This is a genomic window from Dyella sp. 05T440, assembly GCF_056395965.1.
In genome coordinates, this window is the sequence record NZ_JBFTKN010000004.1 from 196,650 (window position 1) to 217,891 (window position 21,242).

Sequence of the window (21,242 nt, forward strand, 5' to 3'; positions counted from 1 at the left end):
TCTTCCTTGAAAACTGGTCAAAAAAGCATCACATGGGTATACTGATCGGTTCCTGCATACGCGGCGGTAGGTATGAATAGCAAAGCTCCCGAGCAACAGTCTGAAATCAAGGCGCTCATCTCCAAGGGTCTGGAGCAGGGCTACCTGACCTACGCCGAGATCAACGACCACCTGCCCGACGACATTGTCGATCCGGAGCAGATCGAAGACATCATGGCGGTGCTCAAGGGCGTCGGCATTGAAGTGCACGATGCCGCTCCCGATTCCGATCCGCTCTCGGACAACGCGCCCGGCGCGTCCACCGACGACGAAGCTGCCGCCGAAGAAGCGGTCGCGTTGCTGTCGGCGGTCGATTCCGAAGTGGGCCGCACCACCGACCCGGTGCGCATGTACATGCGCGAGATGGGTACGGTCGAGCTGCTGACCCGCGAGGGCGAAATCGCCATCGCCAAGCGCATCGAGGAAGGCCTGGGCCAGGTGCAGACCGCGCTTGCCAGCTTCCCGCTGACCATCGAGCTGCTGCTCGAGGAATACGACCAGCATCTGGACGGCAAGCGCCGCCTGAGCGAGATCCTGGCCGGCTTCGCCGACCTTGAAGAAGCCGCCGATGCGGCCCAGGCTGCTGCCGCCGACGCCGAGGTTGAAGAAGCCGACGCGGACGCCGAAGACGAAGAAGAAGAAGGCGCGGCCGAAGAAGAAGAAGCCGGCCCGACTGGTCCGGACCCGGAAGAGGTCAAGCGCCGCATGGAGTTGCTGCGCGACTACTACGGCAAGTTCCAGAAGGCGGCCCCCAAGGCCACCGACATCAACGACAAGAAGGTCACCAAGCTGCGCGACCAGATGGCTGAGGAATTCCTCAAGCTCAAGCTGCCGTCCGCGCTGATCGACAGCTTCGTGCGCAAGCTGCGCGAAGTGGTGAACGATATCCGTCACCACGAGCGTGTGCTGATGGAGATCTTCGTCAAGCACGTGAAGATGCCCAAGGCCGAGTTCCTCAAGACGTTCCCCAGCAACGAGGGCAACCTCGAGTGGGCGAACGAGCTGGGCCGCAAGCGCCAGAAGTGGTCGCCGAACATCAAGACCTACAAGGAAGCGATCGACGGCGAGCAGGAAAAGCTCGGCGCGATCGAGCACAAGCTGTTCCTGCCGCTGACCGACATCAAGGAAATCAACCGCACGATGTCGATCGGCGAGGCCAAGGCACGCCGCGCCAAGAAGGAAATGGTCGAGGCGAACCTGCGCCTGGTCATCTCCATCGCCAAGAAGTACACCAACCGAGGCCTGCAGTTCCTGGACCTGATCCAGGAAGGCAACATCGGCCTGATGAAGGCGGTGGACAAGTTCGAATACCGCCGCGGTTACAAGTTCTCCACGTACGCCACGTGGTGGATCCGCCAGGCCATTACCCGCTCGATCGCCGACCAGGCACGCACCATCCGTATCCCGGTGCACATGATCGAGACGATCAACAAGTTGAACCGCATTTCCCGCCAGATGCTGCAGCAGTTCGGCCGCGAGCCGACGCCTGAAGAGCTGGCCAAGGAAATGGACATGCCTGAGGACAAGATCCGCAAGGTGCTGAAGATCGCGAAGGAACCGATCTCGATGGAAACCCCGATCGGCGACGACGAGGATTCCCATCTTGGCGATTTCATCGAGGACACCAACGCGTCCTCGCCGATCGAGTCAGCCACCGAAACGGGCCTGATGGAAACCGTGCGCGACGTGCTCGCCGGCCTCACCCCGCGCGAGGCCAAGGTACTGCGCATGCGCTTCGGCATCGACATGAACACGGATCACACGCTGGAAGAAGTCGGCAAGCAGTTCGACGTCACGCGTGAACGGATCCGCCAGATCGAGGCCAAGGCGCTGCGCAAGCTGCGTCACCCGAGCCGCTCGGAACAGCTGCGCTCGTTCCTCGACATCGACTAAGCACACGCTGGTGCATTTGCAGAGAGCCCCGCGAAAGCGGGGCTTTTTGTTGGGGCCTCACGCGACCCGATGACCTGTGGGAGCGCACCCTGTGCGCGACAGCCGGCGAAGCCGGCATGGTCTTGCTGCAAGATCCCATTGCACGGTAAGCCGATAGACCGCGTCGCGCACAGGGTGCGCTCCCGCAGGGGGCACGGTCGACTTCACCCACCCGCATCGTAAAAAAACTGCTCCTGCACGATCTTGTCGTCCTTCACGTGATAGACGCAGATCTCCTGCATGTTGACGCGGCCGTATTCCTTCATCGTCACATCCAGCGTCATCACGACGCTGAACCAGTTGCCGGCGATCAGCGGCTCGCTGACCTGGACGCCGTGCATCTCGGTGACACCCGCCTGGAAGCGCTTGCCCTTCTCGAGGATGGCATCCAGGCCTTTGACGTTGCCGAGCGGGCCTTGCGCCATGCCCTCCGGCTCGATGCTCACGGCGTCCTTGGCATACAGCTCGTGCTGCGCTTCCTCGAACTGGCCGTGGCGGCACATGGCCACCAGGCGCTTTGCTACGGATTCGGTACTCATCGTGGAACCTCCGGCTGGCGAGGCCCGCGAGCGTAACGCCGCCCGCGGTAGCCGGATGTGAAGGTGCGCCGTCCATGGCCCACCTTCACGCACACATCAATGCTTGCCGACGTTGTCGGTGTCGCCGATGAAGCGCGCCACGTTGTCGTGCAGCTGTTTGAGCGAATCCTCGTGGGCGTAGACCATGTGCCCCGACGGATACCACGCATAGGAGATGTTCTTCTCCAGGTTCGCCGGTATCGGCATGTGATGCATCTCGTAGTCGGCGGCGAAATACGGCGTGGCCAGATCGTAGTAACCGCCGTTGAGCGAGACGCGCAGGTTCGGATTGGTCTTCATCGCCGTGGCCAGATCAGGCATCACGTTGGTCGACTGCTGCAGCGATTCGGTCGAGCCCGGCGCCTTGTGCGAGAAGTCCCAGTTGTCGATGTTGGCGAACAAGCGATAGGTCTGGTTTTCGCCAAACTTGAGCTGGCGCCGCACGTAGTCGTTGAACGCCGCCACATAGGCCGAGCTGATCGCCGAGGACTGCGGATCGTAGTCGGACGACTTGCTCAGCGGGTCGATCGACGGACCCGAGAAGCGGCTGTCCAGGCGGCCGGTGGTGATGTCGCCATCGGCCTGCAGCTCATGCTCGAACATGCCGCCGTCGACACGCAGGTTGGCCTTCATCAGGTAGGCAACCGGCAGGCCGGTGTACTGATGCAGCTTCTGCGCCACGGCCTGCTTGCGGCCTTGGTCCAGACGCGAGCCGGCCATCAGGGCTGAGGCGTAGTCGGTCATGGCGTACTGCTCCACTTCGCGCAGGAAGGGCTCCAGCGCGGCGGGCTGCTGCGGCAGCTTGTGGTGGTAGTACGCCGTGGCCGCGAAGGTCGGCAGGCCAACCACGTACGGCAGATCCACGCCCGGGTTGTTGGCCGGACCATCGATGCTGCTGTCGAAACTGAGGATCTGCGACAGCAGGATCACGCCGTTGAGGTCGACGCTGTTTTCATTTTCCAGAATATTGGCCACCACCGCCGAGCGCGTGGTGCCGTAGCTTTCGCCGAACAAGTACTTGGGCGAGTTCCAGCGGTTGTACTTGGACAGGAACTGGGTGATGAACTGCGCGAAGGCATGGCCGTCGCCATCGACGCTGTAGACCGTCTTCTTGCGGTCCTTCAACAACTCTTCGCGCTTGCCCTTGTCGGCGTCGTCGGCGATCAGGCGACTGAAGCCTGCGCCGGGCGCATCGATGAAGACCAGATCGGAGGCATCGAGCAAGCTGTAATCGTTGTTCACCAGGCCGTACGGCGCAGCCGGTGTATGCGCATCATCGCTGGTCACCACGCGCTTGGGCCCGAACGCGCCCATGTGCAGCCACACCGTGGCCGAACCCGGGCCGCCGTTGTAGACAAAGGTGATCGGCCGCTTGCCCGGCTCCGCGCCTTTCTTGAAGTACGCGGCGTAGAACATGCTGATCTGCGGTTCGCTCTCCTTGTCGCCGCTGCCATGCAACACCAACGTGCCCGCCACCGCCTTGTAGTCGATGCTCTTGCCCTCGACCTTCACCGTACCTGAGGTTTCAGACGCCTGCGGCTTGAGCAGCACGGCATCGGGCTTGTCCTCCGGCTTGTCCTTGTTGTCTTTCTTGTCATCGGCATGAACCGCCGTACCGAGCAACAGCGTGGCGAGTGCCACGACGAGGGGAAGCTTGCGCATGAAAGTGAAACCTCTGAACGGACGCGGTAGCGCGACGCTCCAGCTTAGGTGCCGTGGCTGGGTGGTTTCATACGCCAGAAGTCATTGGCGGGGGAACTCTGCGACGGCTGCATAATCGCGAGATCTCGCGATGTTTCCCAAGCTTTCAATCGGGCCTGATGAAAGCGCGAGGCTAGATGGCCCCCTCGCCCCAACCCTCGCCCCGGGGGAGAGGGAGAAGTGTGGTGCATTGCTCCGTAGGTTTGTCGCGCACAGGGTGCGCTCCCACAGACAAGCGCCAGGTGCGGCAAAGGGAAGGGGGATGCCTAGAGCCGATGCGCAGCGAGGCCCCGCTTTAAGTCCTCAGCGATTCGGGCGCGTTGCGCAGCGCATTGAGGTACCCGCTGTGTACCCTCGGAGGTTGTCCCGCAACGACGCGCCTCGAGCGTTCGGGCTTATCCCAGCACGATGCTGCCGGCGTTATCAGGCCATTTTCTTTGGGTTACTTTCGACGCGAAGCTAGTCCCGAGGGATCTTTTGGGCCAGCAAAAGAAAAGTGACTCGAGCGGCGGCAGCCGTTCGAAACGCCCGCCGCGTAGGCGGCACGCTGGCCGTACCGCGACAACCAGAAACCGAGGCTCTGGATCCCGGCCTGCGCCGGGATGACGACCCCACTAACCCCAAGCGATCACCCCAATCGCCCCCAACGCCAACACCACACCCCCCGCATTAACCCAACTCAAGCGCTCACGAAAAGCCACCGTGCCAACCACCGCCCCCAACGCCACCACCCCAAGATTCATACTGGCAAACACCAGCGACGGATGATCCGGCAACGCCTGATGCCCCCGCACGTAAAACACGATATTGCCAAAGTTGGCCAACCCCAACAGCAACCCCGCCACCGCATCGCGCAACGTGAAAAACGTGCGGTCATGCCAGCGACGCCACAACAGGATCGCCAGCGACACCACCAGCGCCAGAGCGAACATCGCCTGCAATGAAGCTGCAAACGGCGTACCCGCAGCCGCCACACGCTTGAACAGAATATCGATCGCGCCAAAACCCGCGAACACCACCAGCGGCCAAAGCCAGCTGCGTTCACCCTCGCCGTGAGTGGCGGCCGAGCCGCGCCACACCATGCATGCAAGCGCGACCAGACCCATCGCGATGCCAAAACCCTTGCCCATACTCAGCGTTTCGCCGAACAGCAGGAACGCCGCCATCAGGGACATCAGCAGCGACAGGCGCTGCGCTGCGTCCGTGCGCACGATGCCGGCGCTGCTCACCGAGGCGGCAAGCGCCAGGAAGATCAGCGGCAACAGCAGGCCCAACCCGACGAAGCTCAGCCAGGGCGCCTGCGCGCTGGACAACACGGCTAACGAAGGGCGAAACACCAACATCGTGAGCGCACTGGTGGCGACGTAGTTCCAGGCGATCGCCTGTCCGACATCCACGGACAGTCGGCGGGAGAGCTTCAGCAAGACCGACACCAGTACGCTGCAGACCACGCTCAGCAACACGTAAACCATGAAGATTCCTTGTGGGCGACACGGCGGTTCCGCTCCGCCGATATACCCGGTGTAGATGTCAACTTTCCTGCGGTGCGCCAGCCGCACCGACGACGCTCACCGTTGCAGGGCGAATCGCTCGCGGTAGCGTGCCGGGCTCAGCTGCAGGTGCTGTCGGAAATGGTGACGTAGGGTATCCGCACTGCCGAATCCGCACACCTCGGCCACGCGGTCCACGCCCATCTCGCTGCCCTCCAGCAGCTCACGCGCGCGCCCGAGGCGCTCATGCGTCAACCACTGCTTGGGCGAGCATCCGGTGGCTTCCTCGAAGCGCCGCAAGAGCGTGCGCTCGCTCATGCGGGCGCGCTCGGCCAACACGGCAACAGGCTGTGGCTGGTCGAGGTGGCGACGCATCCACTCCAGCAGTTTGCCCAGTCCCGCGCCCTGCGCCGGCATGGGCGACTGGATGAACTGTGCCTGCCCGCCATCGCGATGCGCCGGCACCACCGCACGACGCGCGACGCTATTGGCCACTTCCGCGCCATAGTCCCGGCGAATCAGGTGCAGCGAAAGATCCAGCGCCGCCGCGCTGCCTGCCGAGGTGAGCAGCTGACCCTCGTCGACATAGAGCACATCCGGCTCGATGCGGATGCGCGGATAGCGCTCGGCCAGGGCCTCGGCATAGCGCCAATGCGTGGTCGCGCGACGATCATCGAGCAGTCCCGTGGCGGCAAGCACGAACACGCCCGAGCAATACGACAGCAAGCGCGCACCGCGCGCATGCACCGCTCGCAGTGCCTCAAGCAGCGCCTCGGGTGGCGCCTCGGGTGGCGCCGCATCGATGCCTCGCCAACCCGGCACGATGATGGTGCCGGCGCCAGCGAGCGCCTCGAGGCCGCCATCGGCCAGCACGCGCATGCCGCCGGCCGCGCGCATCGGGCCGCGGTCCACCGCGCACAGCCGAAAGTCGTACCAGTCGGCCAGTTCGGGGCGCGGCAGGCCGAACATTTCCACGGCGATGCCGAACTCGAAGGTGCACAGCCCGTCGTAGACCAGGGCCGCCACCTGCCGGTTGGGCGGGCCGGACAGGCGTCCGGATCGTTTTGGCGGTTTCTTCATGGTGACTGGCATTCTTGCCAATGTCGGCGTAGCGCGCCAGTGCCGATACTGACGCTGTCTTTCCACTGGAGTGATTCCATGAGCAGCGTCGTGCAACGTGTCTCCCCTGCCGCCAGCGATGAAGCGCTGGCGCATTTCCAGGCCCGGCTCGGCTTCGAGACCGATTGTGCCGACGTCTATTACGCGACCCACCATGAAGCGAAGGATTTCGTGCTGCTGGACGTGCGCACGCCAACGCTCTACGCCGCCGGTCACGTGCCGGGTGCGCTCAACCTGCCCACCCGCATGATCAGCGAGCAGCGCCTGGCGGAATACTCGCCCGACACGCTGTTCGTCGTGTACTGCGCCGGCCCGCACTGCAACGGCGCCAACAAGGCGGCGGTGAAGCTCGCGCAACTTGGCCGTCCGGTGAAGGAGATGATCGGCGGGCTCACCGGGTGGATCGATGAAGGCTTCGGCCTCGAGCGTTGAGATGCAGCACGACGTCAGAATTCGCCGGGCGCATGCTCCGGATGTGCCCGAGCTCATGGCGATCTGCGCCGAGCACGCGGATTTCGAACGGCTGCCGCATGTTCCCGGCGAGCGTGCCGCTGCGCTTGCCGGCGCCCTCGATGGCGATACGCCTCGGCTGATGGCGTGGCTCGCTTGCATCGGCGACGCCGTGGTGGGTTATGCCAGTGCGACGGTCGATTTCTCCACGCTTGATCGTGTCAGTTATCTGCACATGGATTGCCTCTATGTGCGCGCGCCATGGCGCAACCATGCGATCGGACGCCAGCTATGGGAGCACGTGATCGCCCACGCATCAGCGCAGCGATGCGCATCCGTGCAATGGCAGACGCCCGCCTGGAACGATGGAGCAGCGCGTTTTTACCGAAGGCTGGGCGCCAACGAACATGCCAAGCTGCGCTACGTGTTGCCGCTGGACGGCGCATGACGTCGCGGAGCTGCCGCTAGCTACTCTGGCATCATCGGCAATATTGCGAAGTGGAGTTCCCATGCTGGATCTACGACCGACCTGCGAGCATTGCAACAAAGCGCTGCCACCGGCATCGACGGAGGCCATGATCTGCTCGTTCGAATGCACCTACTGCAGCGACTGTGTCGAGCTGTTGCAGAATGTCTGTCCGAACTGCGGCGGTGGATTCACGCCGCGGCCGGTGCGCCCCGCGCGGGACTGGAAGAACGGCAATTCGCTGTCACGCTACCCCGCAACAACGCAGGTAACGCATAAGCCCGTGGACCTGGCCAGGCATGCCGTGCTGGTGGCCCAAGTGAACCACCGCGCACCCGCGCAACGCTGATAGATCCGGTTCCGGCCAGCGACGCCTATTCGCGTGCAGCCAGCGCGCGATTCACGCGCAGCGCCAGCAAGGTGCACACCACACCCGAGAGCAGATAGGCACTGACCGCCGCCAGGCCGAAGCGCATCGACAAACCCAGCGCCACCAGCGGTGCAAACGCCGCACCGATCAACCATGCCACGTCGGTGGTCAGCGCCGCGCCCGCATAGCGCAGACGCACCTCGAAATTCGACGTCACGCTGCCGGCCGCCTGCCCATACGAGAAGCCAAGCAGGAGGAAGCCCACGATGATGAAGGCGTCCTGCAATTCCTTGCCGCCGTCCAGCATCCACGGCGTGGCCAAGGCGAACAGACCGATAAGGCCCGCCGCCACACCAAGCGTGGTGCGCCGGCCGATGTGATCGGCCACGTAGCCCGACATCACGATGCCGAAGATGCCCGCCACACCGCCGAAAATCTGGATCAGCAGCACGGAATCCACCGCCTGCGAGTTTTTGAGCACGATCCACGACAACGGGAAGATCGTCACCAGATGGAACAGCGCGTAGCTGGCCAGCGCAGCGAAGGCGCCGATGAAGATGTTGTAGCCCTGCGTGCGCAGGATCTCGCCGATGCCGACCGGCTCCAGCTCGCGCTCTTCCATGGCCACCGTGTATTCCTCGGTCACCACCAGGCGCAGGCGCGCAAACAACGCCACCACGTTGATGGCAAACGCCACGAAGAACGGGTAACGCCAGCCCCAGTCGATGAAGTCGTCCTCCTCCAGGCTGCTATGCAGGAACAGGAACAACGCGCTGGCCACGATGAAGCCGATCGGTGCGCTCAACTGACCGAGCATGGCGTACCAGCCGCGTCGCTCCGGCGGCGTGTTGAGCGCCAGCAGCGAGGGCAGGCCATCCCACGATCCGCCCTGCGCAATGCCTTGCAGCAGACGGAACAGGATCAGCAGTCCAATCGCCCAGTTGCCGATCTGCTTGTAGCCCGGCAGGAAGGCAATGCCCGCGGTCGCGCTGCCCAACAGGAACAACGCGATGGTGAGCTTGGTGCCGCGACTCCAGCGCCGCTGGAAACCCATGAACAACGCGGTGCCGAACGGTCGCGCGATGAAGGCCAGTGAAAAGACCGTGAAGGCGTAAAGAATGCCATCCAGGTGACTGGCGAAGGGGAACAGCACCGAGGGAAACACCAGCACGCAAGAAATACCGAACACGAAGAAGTCGAACTGTTCGGAGGTGCGGCCGATGATCACGCCAATGGCGATCTCGCCTGGCGCCACCTTGGCACGTGCATGCAGCCGCCCGATGTCTTCGGCCGTGGTAGCCGGGGCGCCGCCGTGATCAGGGAAGGTGCTTGACATAGTCATTACTCACAAAGAAGGAATATGTCGCGGCCACACTATGGCACCGCCACGCCTCTCGCGTCACTGGGAATATGGCCTGTTCCTGTTTCGCGCCGAACGGCGTACCGTTTTCCACACTGGTTGCGCCGTCGGTCATGTCTATGAAGCTGCTGCGTGGACTGCTTGTCTCCGTCGTCTTCCTGCTTGCGGGTTGCCAGACCGTATTGATGGCGCCGTCCGGCGACCTCGCCGTGCAGCAGCGCGATCTGATCATCACGTCGACATTGTTGATGCTGTTGATCATCGTGCCGGTCATCGTGCTGACGCTGTTTTTCGCCTGGCATTTCCGCGCATCCAACAAGAAGGCTCACTACGATCCCGAATGGGATCACTCCACCATTCTCGAGCTGCTGATCTGGGCCGCACCGCTGCTCATCATCATTGCGCTTGGCGCGATCACCTGGGTGAGCACGCACAAGCTCGATCCCTATCGCCAGCTCGAACGCATCAGCGCCAATCGCCCGGTACCGGCCAATGTACGGCCCTTGCAGGTGAACGTGGTCGCGCTCGACTGGAAGTGGCTGTTCATATACCCGGAGCAAGGCATTGCCACCGTGAACGAACTGGCCGCGCCGGTGGATCGTCCGATCCAGTTCAAGATTACGGCGTCCACGGTGATGAACTCGTTCTTCATACCCGCGCTCGCCGGCCAGATCTACGCCATGCCCGGCATGGAAACGCAGCTGCAGGCGGTGATCAACGCGCCGGGCGAATTCAAGGGATTCTCCGCCAACTACAGCGGCAACGGTTTCTCGGGCATGCAATTCGTCTTCCACGGCGTGACGGAGGAAGGCTTTGCGCAGTGGGTGGCGAAGGCGAAGGCCAGCGGCGGCGATCTCAATCGTGATGCCTATGTGAAGCTCGCGGCGCCCAGCGAGTACGACCCGGTGAAGTATTACGCCACGGTGGAGCCCGGCCTTTACCGCGCCATCCTCACGCACTGCGTGGACCCGGAGAATCCCTCGTGCATGACGCGCATCGACCTGAGCCCGCACGAGACCAGTGAAGGCGCTGCCGTGTCTCCCCCCGGCCAGGCCAGCGGCATGGCCGCCATGGCAACCCATCCCCACTCCGACTGATCCGGTGGTGTCCACGATGCTTTCCCATCCCGACCTAGCCAAGCTGATCTTCGGACGACTGTCGATCGATTCGTTGCCGCTGCACGTGCCCATCGTGATGTGGACGTTCGTGGTGGTAGCCATCGGCGCGCTCGCGCTGCTCGGCGCCATCACGTACTACAAGCTGTGGGGCTACCTGTGGCACGAATGGTTCACCAGCATCGACCACAAGAAGATCGGGATCATGTACATGATCCTCGGCTTCGTGATGCTGCTGCGCGGCTTTTCGGACGCGATCATGATGCGTGGCCAGCAGGCCGTGTCGTTCGGCGCATCGCACGGGTACCTGCCGCCGGAACACTACGATCAGGTATTCACCGCGCACGGCGTGATCATGATCTTCTTCGTCGCGATGCCGATGGTGACGGGGCTGATGAACTTCGTGATGCCGCTGCAGATCGGTGCGCGCGACGTGGCGTTTCCCTTCCTCAACAACTTCAGTTTCTGGATGACGGTGGCCGGCGCGATGCTGGTGATGAGTTCGCTGTTCATCGGCGAATTCGCGCGCACGGGCTGGCTGGCCTATCCACCGCTGTCCGATATCGTGTCCAGCCCTGACGCAGGTGTCGACTACTACATCTGGGCGCTGCAGATAGCCGGCGTCGGGACCTTGTTATCGGGCATCAACCTGCTTGTGACCATCGTGAAGATGCGCGCGCCAGGCATGACGCTGATGAAGATGCCGGTATTCACGTGGACGGCGCTGTGCACCAATGTGCTGATTGTCGCCGCCTTCCCCGTGCTTACCGCCGTGTTGGCCATGCTTGCGCTGGACCGCTATGCGGGCACCAACTTCTTCACTACCGAGCTTGGCGGCAACGCCATGATGTACGTGAACCTGATCTGGATCTGGGGCCATCCGGAGGTCTACATCCTGATCCTGCCGGCCTTCGGCATTTTCTCGGAAGTCACCGCCACCTTCAGCCGCAAGCCGCTGTTCGGCTATGCATCGATGGTGTACGCCACGGTGGTGATCACCGTGTTGTCGTACCTGGTATGGCTGCATCACTTCTTCACCATGGGTTCGGGTGCGAGCGTCAATTCGTTCTTTGGCATCACCACCATGATCATCTCGATCCCCACGGGCGCGAAGATCTTCAACTGGCTGTTCACCATGTATCGCGGCCGGGTGGAGTTCGAGTTGCCGATGATGTGGACGGTGGCCTTCATGGTCACCTTTGTGATCGGCGGCATGACCGGCGTGCTGCTGGCGGTGCCACCGGCGGATTTCTCGCTGCACAACAGCCTGTTCCTGATCGCGCATTTTCATAACGTGATCATCGGCGGCGTGCTGTTCGGCCTGTTTGCCGGCATCACGTATTGGTTCCCCAAGGCGTTCGGCTTCAAGCTCGATCCGTTCTGGGGCAAGTGCTCGTTCTGGTTCTGGGTCTCGGGTTTCTACTTCGCCTTCATGCCGCTCTATATGCTCGGCCTGATGGGCGTGACGCGCCGCCTGAGCCACTTCGACGATCCGTCCCTGCAGATCTGGTTCCTGGTCGCCGCGTTCGGCGCCTTCCTGATCGCGCTGGGCATTGCCTGCAACATCATCCAGTTCGTCGTGAGCTTCAAGAACCGCGAGGCGCTGCGCGACGTCACCGGCGATCCATGGGGCGGACGGACGCTGGAATGGTCGACCTCCTCGCCGCCGCCGAAGTACAACTTCGCCTTTACGCCACGCATCCATGACCACGATGCGTGGTGGATGATGAAGAAGTATCGCTGGCAGCGCCCGCTGAGCGGCTACCTCCCGATCCATATGCCGCACAACACCGGCGCCGGCTTCATCATGGCCGCGCTGAGCTTCGTGTTCGGCTTCGCCATGATCTGGTACATGTGGCTGCTGGCCATCGTGGCATTCGTTTCGCTGCTGCTGGTGGCGATCGGACACACGTTCAATTACGACCGCGAGTACTACATCCCGGCTGACGAAGTCAGCCGCATCGAACAGTCCCGCACGGATCTATTGGCCAGCCATGTCTGATATGACCTCTTCCATGACACCGGGCAGCGGCGGCCGCACGGAGCAGCTGCTGTTCCACGAGTCGGCCGATGTCCATCCGGCCAACGGCACGCTCCTGGGTTTCTGGATCTACCTGATGAGCGACTGCCTGGTCTTCGCCTGCCTGTTTGCCGCCTACGGCGTGCTCGGGCGCGAGTACGCGGGCGGACCGACTGCGCAGGAAGTGCTGGAGCTTCCCGCAGTCGCCGTGAACACCACGCTGCTGCTGCTTTCGTCCATCACCTACGGTTTTGCCGTGCTGGCCATGCAGCGCGACCGGCAGAAGCCGATGCTGGTGTGGCTGGTGATCACGGGCTTGCTGGGTGCGGGATTCATTACGCTGGAATTGCGCGAGTTTGCGCATCTGATCTCCATCGGTGCGGGGCCGCAACGCAGCGCATTTCTTTCCTCGTTCTTCACCCTGGTGGGGACGCACGGCCTGCACGTGACCTGCGGCCTGATCTGGATGGTGGTGTTGATCACGCAGGTACTGCGCAAGGGCCTGATCACCGCCAACAAGCGGCGTCTGTTGTGCCTGTCGATGTTCTGGCACTTCCTGGACGTGGTGTGGGTCGGCGTCTTCAGCTTCGTCTATCTGATGGGAGTGCTGCCATGAGCGCGCATGACGAACTGCACGCCCACGACGACGGTCACGGTCACGACGACGACCTGGGCATCCATGCCACTTTCAGCGGCTACATGACGGGCTTCGTGCTGGCGGTGATTCTCACCGTCATTCCGTTCTGGCTGGTGATGGCGCATGTGATCACCAAGTCGAGTACGGCGGCGGTGATCATTCTTAGCCTGGCAGCCGTGCAGATCGTGGTGCACATGATCTACTTCCTGCACATGAACGCGAAATCGGAAGGCGGCTGGAACATGCTGGCGCTGGTGTTTACCATCGTACTGGTGGTCATCACGCTGAGCGGGTCGATCTGGATCATGTATCACCTCAACAGCAATATGATGCCCTCGATGATGGATCCGTCGAACCTGCCCTGACGATCCGCACCTCCCATCCGATACGTGAATCCCGATGAGTGTTGTTGAAGAACCGGGCCGCCGACCGCGCGGCCCCGTGGCGCTGGCTTTGCTGACCCTCTTGGGCGTGTTGCTGTTTGCCAGCTTCGTGGCCCTGGGCACCTGGCAGGTGTATCGGCTGGGCTGGAAGCGCGACCTGATCGCGCGGGTGGATGAGCGCGTGCATGCGGCCCCCCTGGCTGCGCCCGGGCGCGGGCAGTGGGGCGAGGTGAATGCGCAAAACTCGGAGTACCGCCATGTCCAATTACTGGGCAGATTTCTCACCGATCGCCGGACCCTGGTATGGGCAGCGACCGACCTGGGCAGCGGCTACTGGTTGATCATGCCGTTGCAGCAAGCGGACGGCTCGGTGGTGTTGATCAATCGCGGCTTTGTACCTGCCGATTGGTGCGGCCTCAAAGACGCGTGCGCAACAGCACCCAGCGGCGACACCCGCGTGACCGGCCTGCTGCGCATCAGCGAAGCGCCGCGACCTTTCCGCCACAACGACCCGGCACGCAACAACTGGTATACGCGCGATGTCGCCGCCATCGCCCAAGCGCGCGGGCTCAAGGATGTCGCGCCGTATTTCGTGGATGAGGACGCCGCGCCGGGCACGCTCGATGCAGGCAAGCCCGCGTGGCCTCAGGGCGGGCTTACGGTGATCTCGTTCCCCAACAACCACCTGAGCTACCTGATCACCTGGTATGTGCTGGCGTTGATGGTGTTGGGGGCGGGGGTTTATGTGGCGCGGGATGAGAGGCGGCTGCGCAGCGGCAGGTAGTGTGTGGGAGCGCACCCTATGCGCGACGGCCGTGCGCCGCGGTACAACGCAACGCCTGTCGCGCACAGGGTGCGCTCCCACAGCACGACGGAGTGCCTGTTGCGCACAGGGTGCACTCCCACAACACGCGGACCCGCCTACATCTTCAAAAACGACTTGCCCTGCTTGAGCACGGTGTCGCAGACCTTGGTGGTTATCTGCGATTTCAGATCGCTGGAACCGCCGCCCACGCTGTTCAAGTCCATGCTTTGGCCATTGCTGCCCTGCAAGATGCCCTTGGCGCCGCTGAGGTAGCCGGGGTCATTGGTTGCGCTGCCCGTGCCCGTGGCGCTGCTGTCCGAGGTCTTCTTCTTGCTGCCGGTGAGCTGGCCGAGCATATCGCTGGGGTTCGAACCGGAATTGCTGGCGGTGGTCTGGGAGCTTGAACCGCCGCCCAGCTTGCCCATCAGCTGGTTCTGGATGCCCGCGGCGCCGGAATCGCCGCCCAGGAAGTTGTTCTTCATGCAGTATTGAAGGAGGCCGGCCACGTTGCCCATGCTGCCGGACGTCATGGAGCCGCCGCCGGGAATCATGCCGCCGAGTTTGCCCAGATCCTGCGCGCCGCCCGTGCTGCAAACCAGGCTCAGGCCGATGGCCACGCAGACTGTTCCGATGCTGCCGATGCGCTTGTTCATGTGTATCCCTCCGTCAGGTGCCGGCATTCAACACCCCGCGCCGTTACGATCGCGTAAGCGGAACGCAGGGATCGTACGTTTCCTACAAGAACGCGCGCCGCGGTGTAGGCCCACGTACCATGGGCATGCGCCCCAACCCAACGATGGAAGACGTTTGATGAAACGACATGTAGTCCTTGCCTTGACGATCACGCTCCTCGCCGGTTGCGCCAGCTCGGGCAGCCTGCGCAATTCAAAGCCTACGGCGTCCTATGCGGGCCCGGGCAGCGCGGCGGACATCGCCTCATGTATCTCGGGCGCCTGGGCCAGCAAACCCGTGCACCTGGAGTCGTACGTGCTCTATACCGGCACCACCATCGAAATCCACAAGACCGAGAACAGTCCCACCATCGCCTTGGTGGATATCAAGCCGGTAAGCGACCACACCGTGGCCACCTACTACTCGAACTTCGATGAAGACGACACCTGGTATTTCCAGCAGGTGCAAGATTGCGTGGACCACACGCCGGCGCCGGCGCCGTAAGCACCTGGGCGGCGCTCCACGTCCTGGCCGCGGGTCGCCGCCGTTCAGTCAGAGGCGGCGAAACACCAGGGACATGGACGCCCCCAGTCCGTCGCGCGGTGTACGCACCACGGTGAGCGAGTAGCCAGCCCCGTCGGCGAGCGCGCGGTCGATCTTCATGCCGCCATCGACGTGGCTGACCGGCGCATCAGCCTTCAGCGATGCGCTGACCTGGGCGAAAGCCGCCGGCGCCAGCACCAGCTCGGTCACCGAGCGTGCGCGTTCCAGCCACAAGGCATCGGACATGGCGTCGTCGCCGGCCACCCACAGGCGCGCGGAGAGCATCGAGGTCACGCATCCCGTGCTGGCCACGCGCAGCACGTCGCCGTTGTCATACATCACCGTGGCGCGGGTAGCGGTGGGGTCGAGCACCACCGACTGCACGCCGGCCGTCGCCTTCAGATGGGCGATATCGATAGTGAGCGGACGAATCGGGCAACCCACCGACGCATCGTCTGCGCTTGCCGGGCCGGACAGGCCCAACCCCAGCGTTGCCAACAGCAACGCACCAACCAGAACCACCCTGCGCATCGAGACTCCCCCCGGAGATCGGTGAAGGGCCCACTTTGACATGATGGGGCCGGAGCCGCCAACGGCTCCTGCCTCGCGATGGTTCAGCGCAGGGCAGCGGCTTCGCGGGCCAGTGCTTCGATGCCAGCCCAGTCGCCGCCGTGCAGCTTGTCGGCAGGTGTAAGCCATGAACCGCCCACGCAGACCACGTTCGGCAAGGACAGGAAGTCCGGCGCACTGCTCAGGCTGATGCCGCCCGTGGGACAGAACTTCACCTGCGGCAGCGGGCTCGCCCAGGCGGCCAGCAGTTTATGGCCGCCGGCCGGTACGGCCGGGAACAGTTTCAGAAAGCGATAGCCGCGTTCGAGCAGAGTCATCACTTCGCTCGCCGTGGCAGCGCCTGGCAGCAGCGGCAACTCGCTGTCGTCCGCCGCGTCCAGCAGACCCGGTGATACGCCCGGCGACACCGCAAAAGTCGCACCGGCCTTGTGCGCCGCACGCAGATCCTTGGCGCTGAGCACCGTACCCACGCCGACGACAGCGCCTTCCACTTCGTTCGCGATCGCCTTGATCGCGTCGAGTGCGGCAGGCGTGCGCAGCGTGACTTCAATCGCCGGAATACCGCCCGCCACCAAGGCGCGGGCCATGGGCACGGCATGACGCGCGTCTTCGATGATCACCACGGGTACCACTGGCGCGAGACGCAGCGTGGATTCGACCTGCTTTTGCTTGTTTTCGATGCTCATGGCGTTCCGTGAATGCAAGAAAGAAGATGACCGCGGATCAGAACACGCCCGCGCCGAGGTCGGCCGTGGTGGCGTTGCGGCGGAACATGCCGAACAGTTCGCGACCCAGGCCGAACTGATGCGCCGACAGGTCGGCCGTGGCCGGCACGCGTGCAGCGAACTCGGCCGCATCCACCAGCACATCCAGCAAGCCATGCACGGCATCAAGGCGCACGATGTCGCCGTCGCGGATGCGCGCGATGGCGCCCTGGTCCTGCGCTTCGGGCGTCACGTGGATGGCCGCCGGCACGCGGCCGGAGGCGCCCGACATACGGCCGTCGGTCAGCAGGGCTAGGCGATGGCCGCGATCCTGCAGTACCGACAGCGTGGGCGTGAGTTTGTGCAGCTCTGGCATGCCGTTCGCCTGCGGGCCCTGGAAGCGCACCACGGCGACAAAGTCGCGGTTGAGTTCGCCGCGCTCGAACGCCTTGCGCACGTCGTCCTGGTCGTGGAACACGATGGCTGGCGCTTCGATGACGAGGCGATCATCCGGCACCGAAGACACCTTGATCACCGCGCGACCGAGATTGCCGGTCAGCATGCGCAGGCCGCCGTCGGCGCGGAACGGCTCGTCCGCGCCACGCAGCACGCCGCGATTGCCGCTTTCCTTGGACACCGGCGTCCACGCCAGCGCGCCGTGCTCGTCAACATGCGGTACCTGGGTATAGCCGTCCATACCGGTGCCGAACACCGTGCGCACCTCGGCATGCATCAAGCCGTGGCTCAGCAGCTGGTCGATCAGGAAGGCCATGCCGCCGGCTTCGTGGAACTGGTTCACATCGGCGTAGCCGTTCGGATAGACGCGCGCCAGCAGCGGGATCACCGAGGACAGCGCGTCGAAATCATCCCAGCGCAGTTCGATGCCTGCAGCACGAGCGATGGCCACCAGGTGCAGCAGGTGATTGGTCGAACCACCGGTGGCATGCAGGCCGATCACGCCGTTGATGATGGCGCGCTCGTCGATGATGTGACCGAGCGGCAGATACGACGAACCCGGCGCGCTCAACTCGGCCACGCGATGCACGGCTTCGCGGGTGAGCGCGTCGCGCAGCGGCGTATCCGGGGCGACGAAGCTGGAGCCGGGCAAATGCAGGCCCATGATCTCCATCAGCATCTGGTTGGAGTTGGCGGTGCCGTAGAAGGTGCAGGTGCCGGCCGCGTGATACGAGGCGGCTTCGGCTTCCAGCAGCTCGGCCTTGGTGGCCTTGCCCTCGGCATAGGCCTGGCGCACCTTGGATTTCTGCTCGTTGCTGATGCCGCTCGGCATCGGTCCGCTCGGCACGAAGATGCCGGGCAGGTGGCCAAAGCTCAGCGCACCAATCAGCAGGCCGGGCACGATCTTGTCGCAGATGCCCAGGTACATCGCGCCGTCGAACATGTCGTGGGAGAGCGAGATGGCCGTGGCCATGGCGATCAGGTCGCGCGAAAACAGCGACATCTCCATGCCCGCGCGGCCCTGCGTGATGCCATCGCACATCGCCGGCACGCCGCCGGCCATCTGGGCGGTGATGCCCGCTTCGCGCGCCACGTTGCGGATCAGCTCCGGATAGCGCTCATACGGCTGATGCGCCGAGAGCATGTCGTTATACGAATTGACGATGGCCAGATTGGGCGTGTGGCCTTCGCGCAGGCGTTCCTTGTCGGTGGTGCCGCAGGCGGCGAAACCGTGGGCCAGGTTGCCGCACGACAGCCGCTCGCGATGCACGCCGTTGCCGCGCGCCGCATCGATGCGGCGCAGGTACTCGGCGCGCGACTCGCGGCTGCGCTCGCGCAGGCGTTCGGTGACTTCGACAAGAACGGGGTGCAGCACACTCATTTCGAACTCCGGTAGAAGCAGGCGACGCGCTGATCAGCGCATCGATTCGTCGGGCAACGCCGTGGATGCCTCAGGGGCACCAATACGCGGCGACCGGCACACGTTGCTGGGTCAGCACCGAGCGCACGGGGAAATTCGCGGCCTCGCCAAGGCCAAGTCGCGCGTCAGCCAGCAGCTGGCGCTTGGTGTCGCCTTCGATATGCAGGTACAACGCGCGCGTATCGAGCAGAGCGGACAGCGTGAAGGTAATGCGTGGTTCGCCGGCGCCCGCTGCGCGCATCGGCAGCACGCGCGTGGCGTTGTTCAGATCCAGCGCTTCGGGGAGGCGGTCGCCGCCCGGAAAGAACGAGGCCGTGTGGCCGTCATTGCCCATGCCCAGGATCACCGCATCGAAGGGCAGCTCCAGCGAGGCCATGCGTGCGCGCACCGCGGCAAGGCCCGCTTCGGGCGTTGGTGCATCGGTGTACAGCGGCACGAACTGCGCACTGCTGGCCGCGTGCTGCAGCAGCATGCCCTTCACCATCGCCGCGTTGGAACGCTCGTTGCTCTCAGGCACCCAGCGCTCGTCGACGAGGGTCACGCTGACCTTCGACCAATCCAGCGTCTGGCGCGAAAGCTTCTCGAAGAAATGTCTGGGCGTGCTGCCGCCGGAGACCGCGAGCAGCGCGTGTCCGCGTTCGGCGATACCGTCGCGCAGGCGATCGGCGATGCGTTCGGCCAGCGCGGTAGCCAGTGCGTGGCAGTCGGTGAAACTATGGGTGGTGACGTCGAGAGTGTCAGGCATGATCGATGAAGGATGCGAGCTGCGCGGGAGCACACGCGCGGCGAAAAGAAGAGGCGGACGGCAAGTCTAAAAACCGCTCCGCGATGCACAGGTGAAGTGCCCGTGCATCGCGCGCGTTCAAGCGAAACGCCGACTTATTCACCGTCCTCGTACCAGGTACGGCCATCGCGCTCGATCAGCGCTACGGCCGCGCTCGGGCCCCAGGTGCCCGACGTGTAGGGGCGCGGCGCCTCGCCGCTGTCCGCCCACGCGGCGAGAATGGGATCGGCCCAGCGCCATGCCGCTTCCACCTCGTCGCGTCGCATGAACAGCGTGGGATTGCCGCGCACCACGTCGAGCAGCAGGCGCTCGTAGGCATCGGGCTGCTGCACGCCGAACGCTTCGGCAAAGCTCATATCCATCGGCACGTGACGCAGGCGCAGGCCGCCCGGTCCCGGATGCTTGATGGTGAGCCACAGCTTGATGTCTTCGTCCGGCTGCAGGCGCAACACCAGGCGGTTCTGCACCAGCGGACCGGCGGACGGATCGAAGATCGAATGCGGCACGGCCTTGAAGACCACCGTGATCTCGGAGACGCGCTCCGGCAGGCGCTTGCCCGTGCGCAGGTAGAACGGCACGCCGGCCCAGCGCCAGTTGGCGATCTCGGCCTTCACCGCGACAAAGGTCTCGGTGTTGGACTTGTGGTCCTTCAATTCGTCCAGATAGCCCGGCACCGCCTGACCTTCGGCCGAACCTGCGCGGTACTGGCCGCGCACGGTGAGCTGGGCCGCATTGCCTTCGTTGATCGGCTTGAGCGAACGCAGCACCTTGAGCTTTTCGTCGCGCACCGCGTCGGGCGCCAGCGAGGAGGGCGGCTCCATCGCCAGCATGCACAGCAGCTGCAGGATATGGTTCTGCACCATGTCGCGCAGCGCGCCGGCATGGTCGTAGTAGCCCGCGCGCTGGCCGACGCCGAGGGTTTCAGCCACGGTGATCTGCACATGGTCGATGTGCTCGGCATTCCACAGCGGCTCGAACAGCGCGTTGCCGAAGCGCAACGCCAGCAGGTTCTGCACCGTTTCCTTGCCGAGGTAGTGATCGATGCGGAAGGTCTGCGATTCGTCGAAGAAGCGGCCGACGTCGTCATTGATCTGGTTGGCGCTCTTCAAGTCGTGGCCGATGGGCTTTTCCAGCACCACGCGCGACTTGCCCTTGTTGAGGTCGTACTTGCCCAGCCGGTTGCAGATATCGACGAACAGGTCCGGCGAGGTGGACAGGTAGAACACGCGGATGCGCTCGGCATCCTTGCCCATCAACTTGGCGAAATCGTCCCAGCCATCGTCCTTGCGGGCATCGAGCGAGCGATAGCCAACCAGCTTGAGGAAGTCTTCGACCTTGCCGCTGCCGTTGTTCTTCAGCACGGCGCGCAGATTGTCGCGATAACCCTCGTCGTCCAGCCCTTCGCGGGCGATGCCGATGATGCGGCTGTCGTCGGGAATCTGGCCGTCCACGTAGCGGTGGTAGAGCGCTGGCAGGAGCTTGCGCAGGGCAAGGTCGCCGGTGCCGCCGAAAATCACCAGGTCAAAAGTCTCGACCGGCTGGGGAGAAGCAGTCACTTCAGTCACCTCAAGGCGATGCGGGGAGCGGGAGCGTGGCATGCATACCACGTCGATTGCCCGCTGATCGTA

Annotated in this window: 21 protein-coding genes; 10 read left to right on the plus strand and 11 right to left on the minus strand. The window is 63.8% G+C overall.

Annotation, left to right across the window (positions count from 1 at the left end):
• Positions 1-72 precede the first annotated feature (72 nt).
• Positions 73-1,932 (plus strand): RNA polymerase sigma factor RpoD, encoded by a 1,860-nt coding sequence (gene rpoD, locus AC1DE1_RS06550; protein ID WP_441601902.1) that lies wholly within the window; start codon positions 73-75, stop codon positions 1,930-1,932.
• A 203-nt stretch (positions 1,933-2,135) separates the two neighbouring features.
• Here rpoD and AC1DE1_RS06555 read toward each other — a convergent pair whose 3' ends face one another.
• The 4 genes from AC1DE1_RS06555 to ftrA all read right to left on the minus strand — a co-directional run bounded on the left by AC1DE1_RS06555 (position 2,136) and on the right by ftrA (position 6,820).
• Positions 2,136-2,510 (minus strand): SnoaL-like domain-containing protein, encoded by a 375-nt coding sequence (locus AC1DE1_RS06555; RefSeq protein WP_441601901.1) that lies wholly within the window; start codon positions 2,508-2,510, stop codon positions 2,136-2,138.
• Positions 2,511-2,606: 96 nt separating this feature from the next.
• Positions 2,607-4,211: a S10 family peptidase gene (locus AC1DE1_RS06560; RefSeq protein ID WP_477176590.1), complete on the minus strand. Its 1,605-nt coding sequence runs from the start codon at positions 4,209-4,211 to the stop codon at positions 2,607-2,609.
• Between the two features lie 653 nt (positions 4,212-4,864).
• Positions 4,865-5,722 (minus strand): EamA/RhaT family transporter, encoded by an 858-nt coding sequence (locus tag AC1DE1_RS06565; protein ID WP_477176589.1) that lies wholly within the window; start codon positions 5,720-5,722, stop codon positions 4,865-4,867.
• 96 nt (positions 5,723-5,818) lie between these two features.
• A complete protein-coding gene (ftrA, locus tag AC1DE1_RS06570) occupies positions 5,819-6,820 on the minus strand; it encodes a transcriptional regulator FtrA (RefSeq protein ID WP_477176588.1) in 1,002 nt (333 codons plus the stop codon).
• Between the two features lie 78 nt (positions 6,821-6,898).
• On the opposite strand from ftrA, the gene AC1DE1_RS06575 reads away from it, so the two are divergent.
• The 3 genes from AC1DE1_RS06575 (at position 6,899) to AC1DE1_RS06585 (ending at position 8,124) form a co-directional block, all read left to right on the plus strand.
• A complete protein-coding gene (locus tag AC1DE1_RS06575) occupies positions 6,899-7,291 on the plus strand; it encodes a rhodanese-like domain-containing protein (RefSeq protein ID WP_441601898.1) in 393 nt (130 codons plus the stop codon).
• A 1-nt stretch (position 7,292) separates the two neighbouring features.
• On the plus strand, positions 7,293-7,757 hold the full coding sequence (locus tag AC1DE1_RS06580) for an N-acetyltransferase family protein (protein ID WP_477176587.1): 465 nt from the start codon (positions 7,293-7,295) through the stop codon (positions 7,755-7,757).
• Positions 7,758-7,818: 61 nt separating this feature from the next.
• On the plus strand, positions 7,819-8,124 hold the full coding sequence (locus AC1DE1_RS06585; protein ID WP_441601896.1) for a DUF1272 domain-containing protein: 306 nt from the start codon (positions 7,819-7,821) through the stop codon (positions 8,122-8,124).
• Between the two features lie 25 nt (positions 8,125-8,149).
• Here the strand turns inward: AC1DE1_RS06585 and AC1DE1_RS06590 are convergent, their stop codons facing one another.
• Entirely contained in the window at positions 8,150-9,481 is a 1,332-nt protein-coding gene (locus AC1DE1_RS06590; protein WP_477176586.1) for an MFS transporter, read from the minus strand.
• A 137-nt stretch (positions 9,482-9,618) separates the two neighbouring features.
• Here AC1DE1_RS06590 and cyoA point away from each other — a divergent pair, with 137 nt between their 5' ends.
• The 5 genes from cyoA to AC1DE1_RS06615 are packed head-to-tail and all read left to right on the plus strand — an operon-like array spanning position 9,619 to position 14,444.
• Positions 9,619-10,602: a ubiquinol oxidase subunit II gene (gene cyoA / locus AC1DE1_RS06595; RefSeq protein WP_441601894.1), complete on the plus strand. Its 984-nt coding sequence runs from the start codon at positions 9,619-9,621 to the stop codon at positions 10,600-10,602.
• Positions 10,603-10,648: 46 nt separating this feature from the next.
• Positions 10,649-12,622, plus strand: a complete 1,974-nt coding sequence (gene cyoB, locus AC1DE1_RS06600; RefSeq protein ID WP_477176606.1) for a cytochrome o ubiquinol oxidase subunit I — start codon at positions 10,649-10,651, stop codon at positions 12,620-12,622.
• A gap of 13 nt (positions 12,623-12,635) precedes the next feature.
• Complete coding sequence (cyoC, locus tag AC1DE1_RS06605; RefSeq protein ID WP_477179031.1) at positions 12,636-13,256, plus strand: cytochrome o ubiquinol oxidase subunit III; 621 nt, start codon at positions 12,636-12,638, stop codon at positions 13,254-13,256.
• Positions 13,253-13,642 carry a cytochrome o ubiquinol oxidase subunit IV gene (gene cyoD, locus AC1DE1_RS06610; RefSeq protein ID WP_441601892.1) on the plus strand — a complete coding sequence of 130 codons (390 nt, stop codon included), beginning with the start codon at positions 13,253-13,255 and terminating at the stop codon, positions 13,640-13,642. Before cyoC ends, cyoD begins: the two co-directional genes overlap by 4 nt.
• 34 nt (positions 13,643-13,676) lie before the next feature.
• Positions 13,677-14,444: an SURF1 family protein gene (locus AC1DE1_RS06615; protein ID WP_477176584.1), complete on the plus strand. Its 768-nt coding sequence runs from the start codon at positions 13,677-13,679 to the stop codon at positions 14,442-14,444.
• Positions 14,445-14,581: 137 nt separating this feature from the next.
• On the opposite strand, the gene AC1DE1_RS06620 is transcribed toward AC1DE1_RS06615, so the two are convergent.
• Positions 14,582-15,118, minus strand: a complete 537-nt coding sequence (locus tag AC1DE1_RS06620) for a DUF2501 domain-containing protein (protein ID WP_477176583.1) — start codon at positions 15,116-15,118, stop codon at positions 14,582-14,584.
• 157 nt (positions 15,119-15,275) lie between these two features.
• Between AC1DE1_RS06620 and AC1DE1_RS06625 the strand changes: the two genes are divergently transcribed.
• Positions 15,276-15,641, plus strand: coding sequence for a hypothetical protein (locus AC1DE1_RS06625; RefSeq protein WP_441601889.1), 366 nt, complete (start codon positions 15,276-15,278; stop codon positions 15,639-15,641).
• Between the two features lie 48 nt (positions 15,642-15,689).
• On the opposite strand, the gene AC1DE1_RS06630 is transcribed toward AC1DE1_RS06625, so the two are convergent.
• The 5 genes from AC1DE1_RS06630 to zwf all read right to left on the minus strand — a co-directional run bounded on the left by AC1DE1_RS06630 (position 15,690) and on the right by zwf (position 21,170).
• Complete coding sequence (locus tag AC1DE1_RS06630) at positions 15,690-16,211, minus strand: hypothetical protein (RefSeq protein ID WP_441601888.1); 522 nt, start codon at positions 16,209-16,211, stop codon at positions 15,690-15,692.
• Positions 16,212-16,294: 83 nt separating this feature from the next.
• Positions 16,295-16,936: a bifunctional 4-hydroxy-2-oxoglutarate aldolase/2-dehydro-3-deoxy-phosphogluconate aldolase gene (eda, locus tag AC1DE1_RS06635; RefSeq protein WP_441601887.1), complete on the minus strand. Its 642-nt coding sequence runs from the start codon at positions 16,934-16,936 to the stop codon at positions 16,295-16,297.
• 37 nt (positions 16,937-16,973) lie between these two features.
• Complete coding sequence (gene edd, locus AC1DE1_RS06640) at positions 16,974-18,791, minus strand: phosphogluconate dehydratase (protein ID WP_477176582.1); 1,818 nt, start codon at positions 18,789-18,791, stop codon at positions 16,974-16,976.
• Positions 18,792-18,861: 70 nt separating this feature from the next.
• Entirely contained in the window at positions 18,862-19,575 is a 714-nt protein-coding gene (gene pgl / locus AC1DE1_RS06645; RefSeq protein WP_477176581.1) for a 6-phosphogluconolactonase, read from the minus strand.
• A 134-nt stretch (positions 19,576-19,709) separates the two neighbouring features.
• Positions 19,710-21,170, minus strand: a complete 1,461-nt coding sequence (zwf, locus tag AC1DE1_RS06650) for a glucose-6-phosphate dehydrogenase (RefSeq protein ID WP_441601884.1) — start codon at positions 21,168-21,170, stop codon at positions 19,710-19,712.
• Positions 21,171-21,242: the final 72 nt, after the last annotated feature.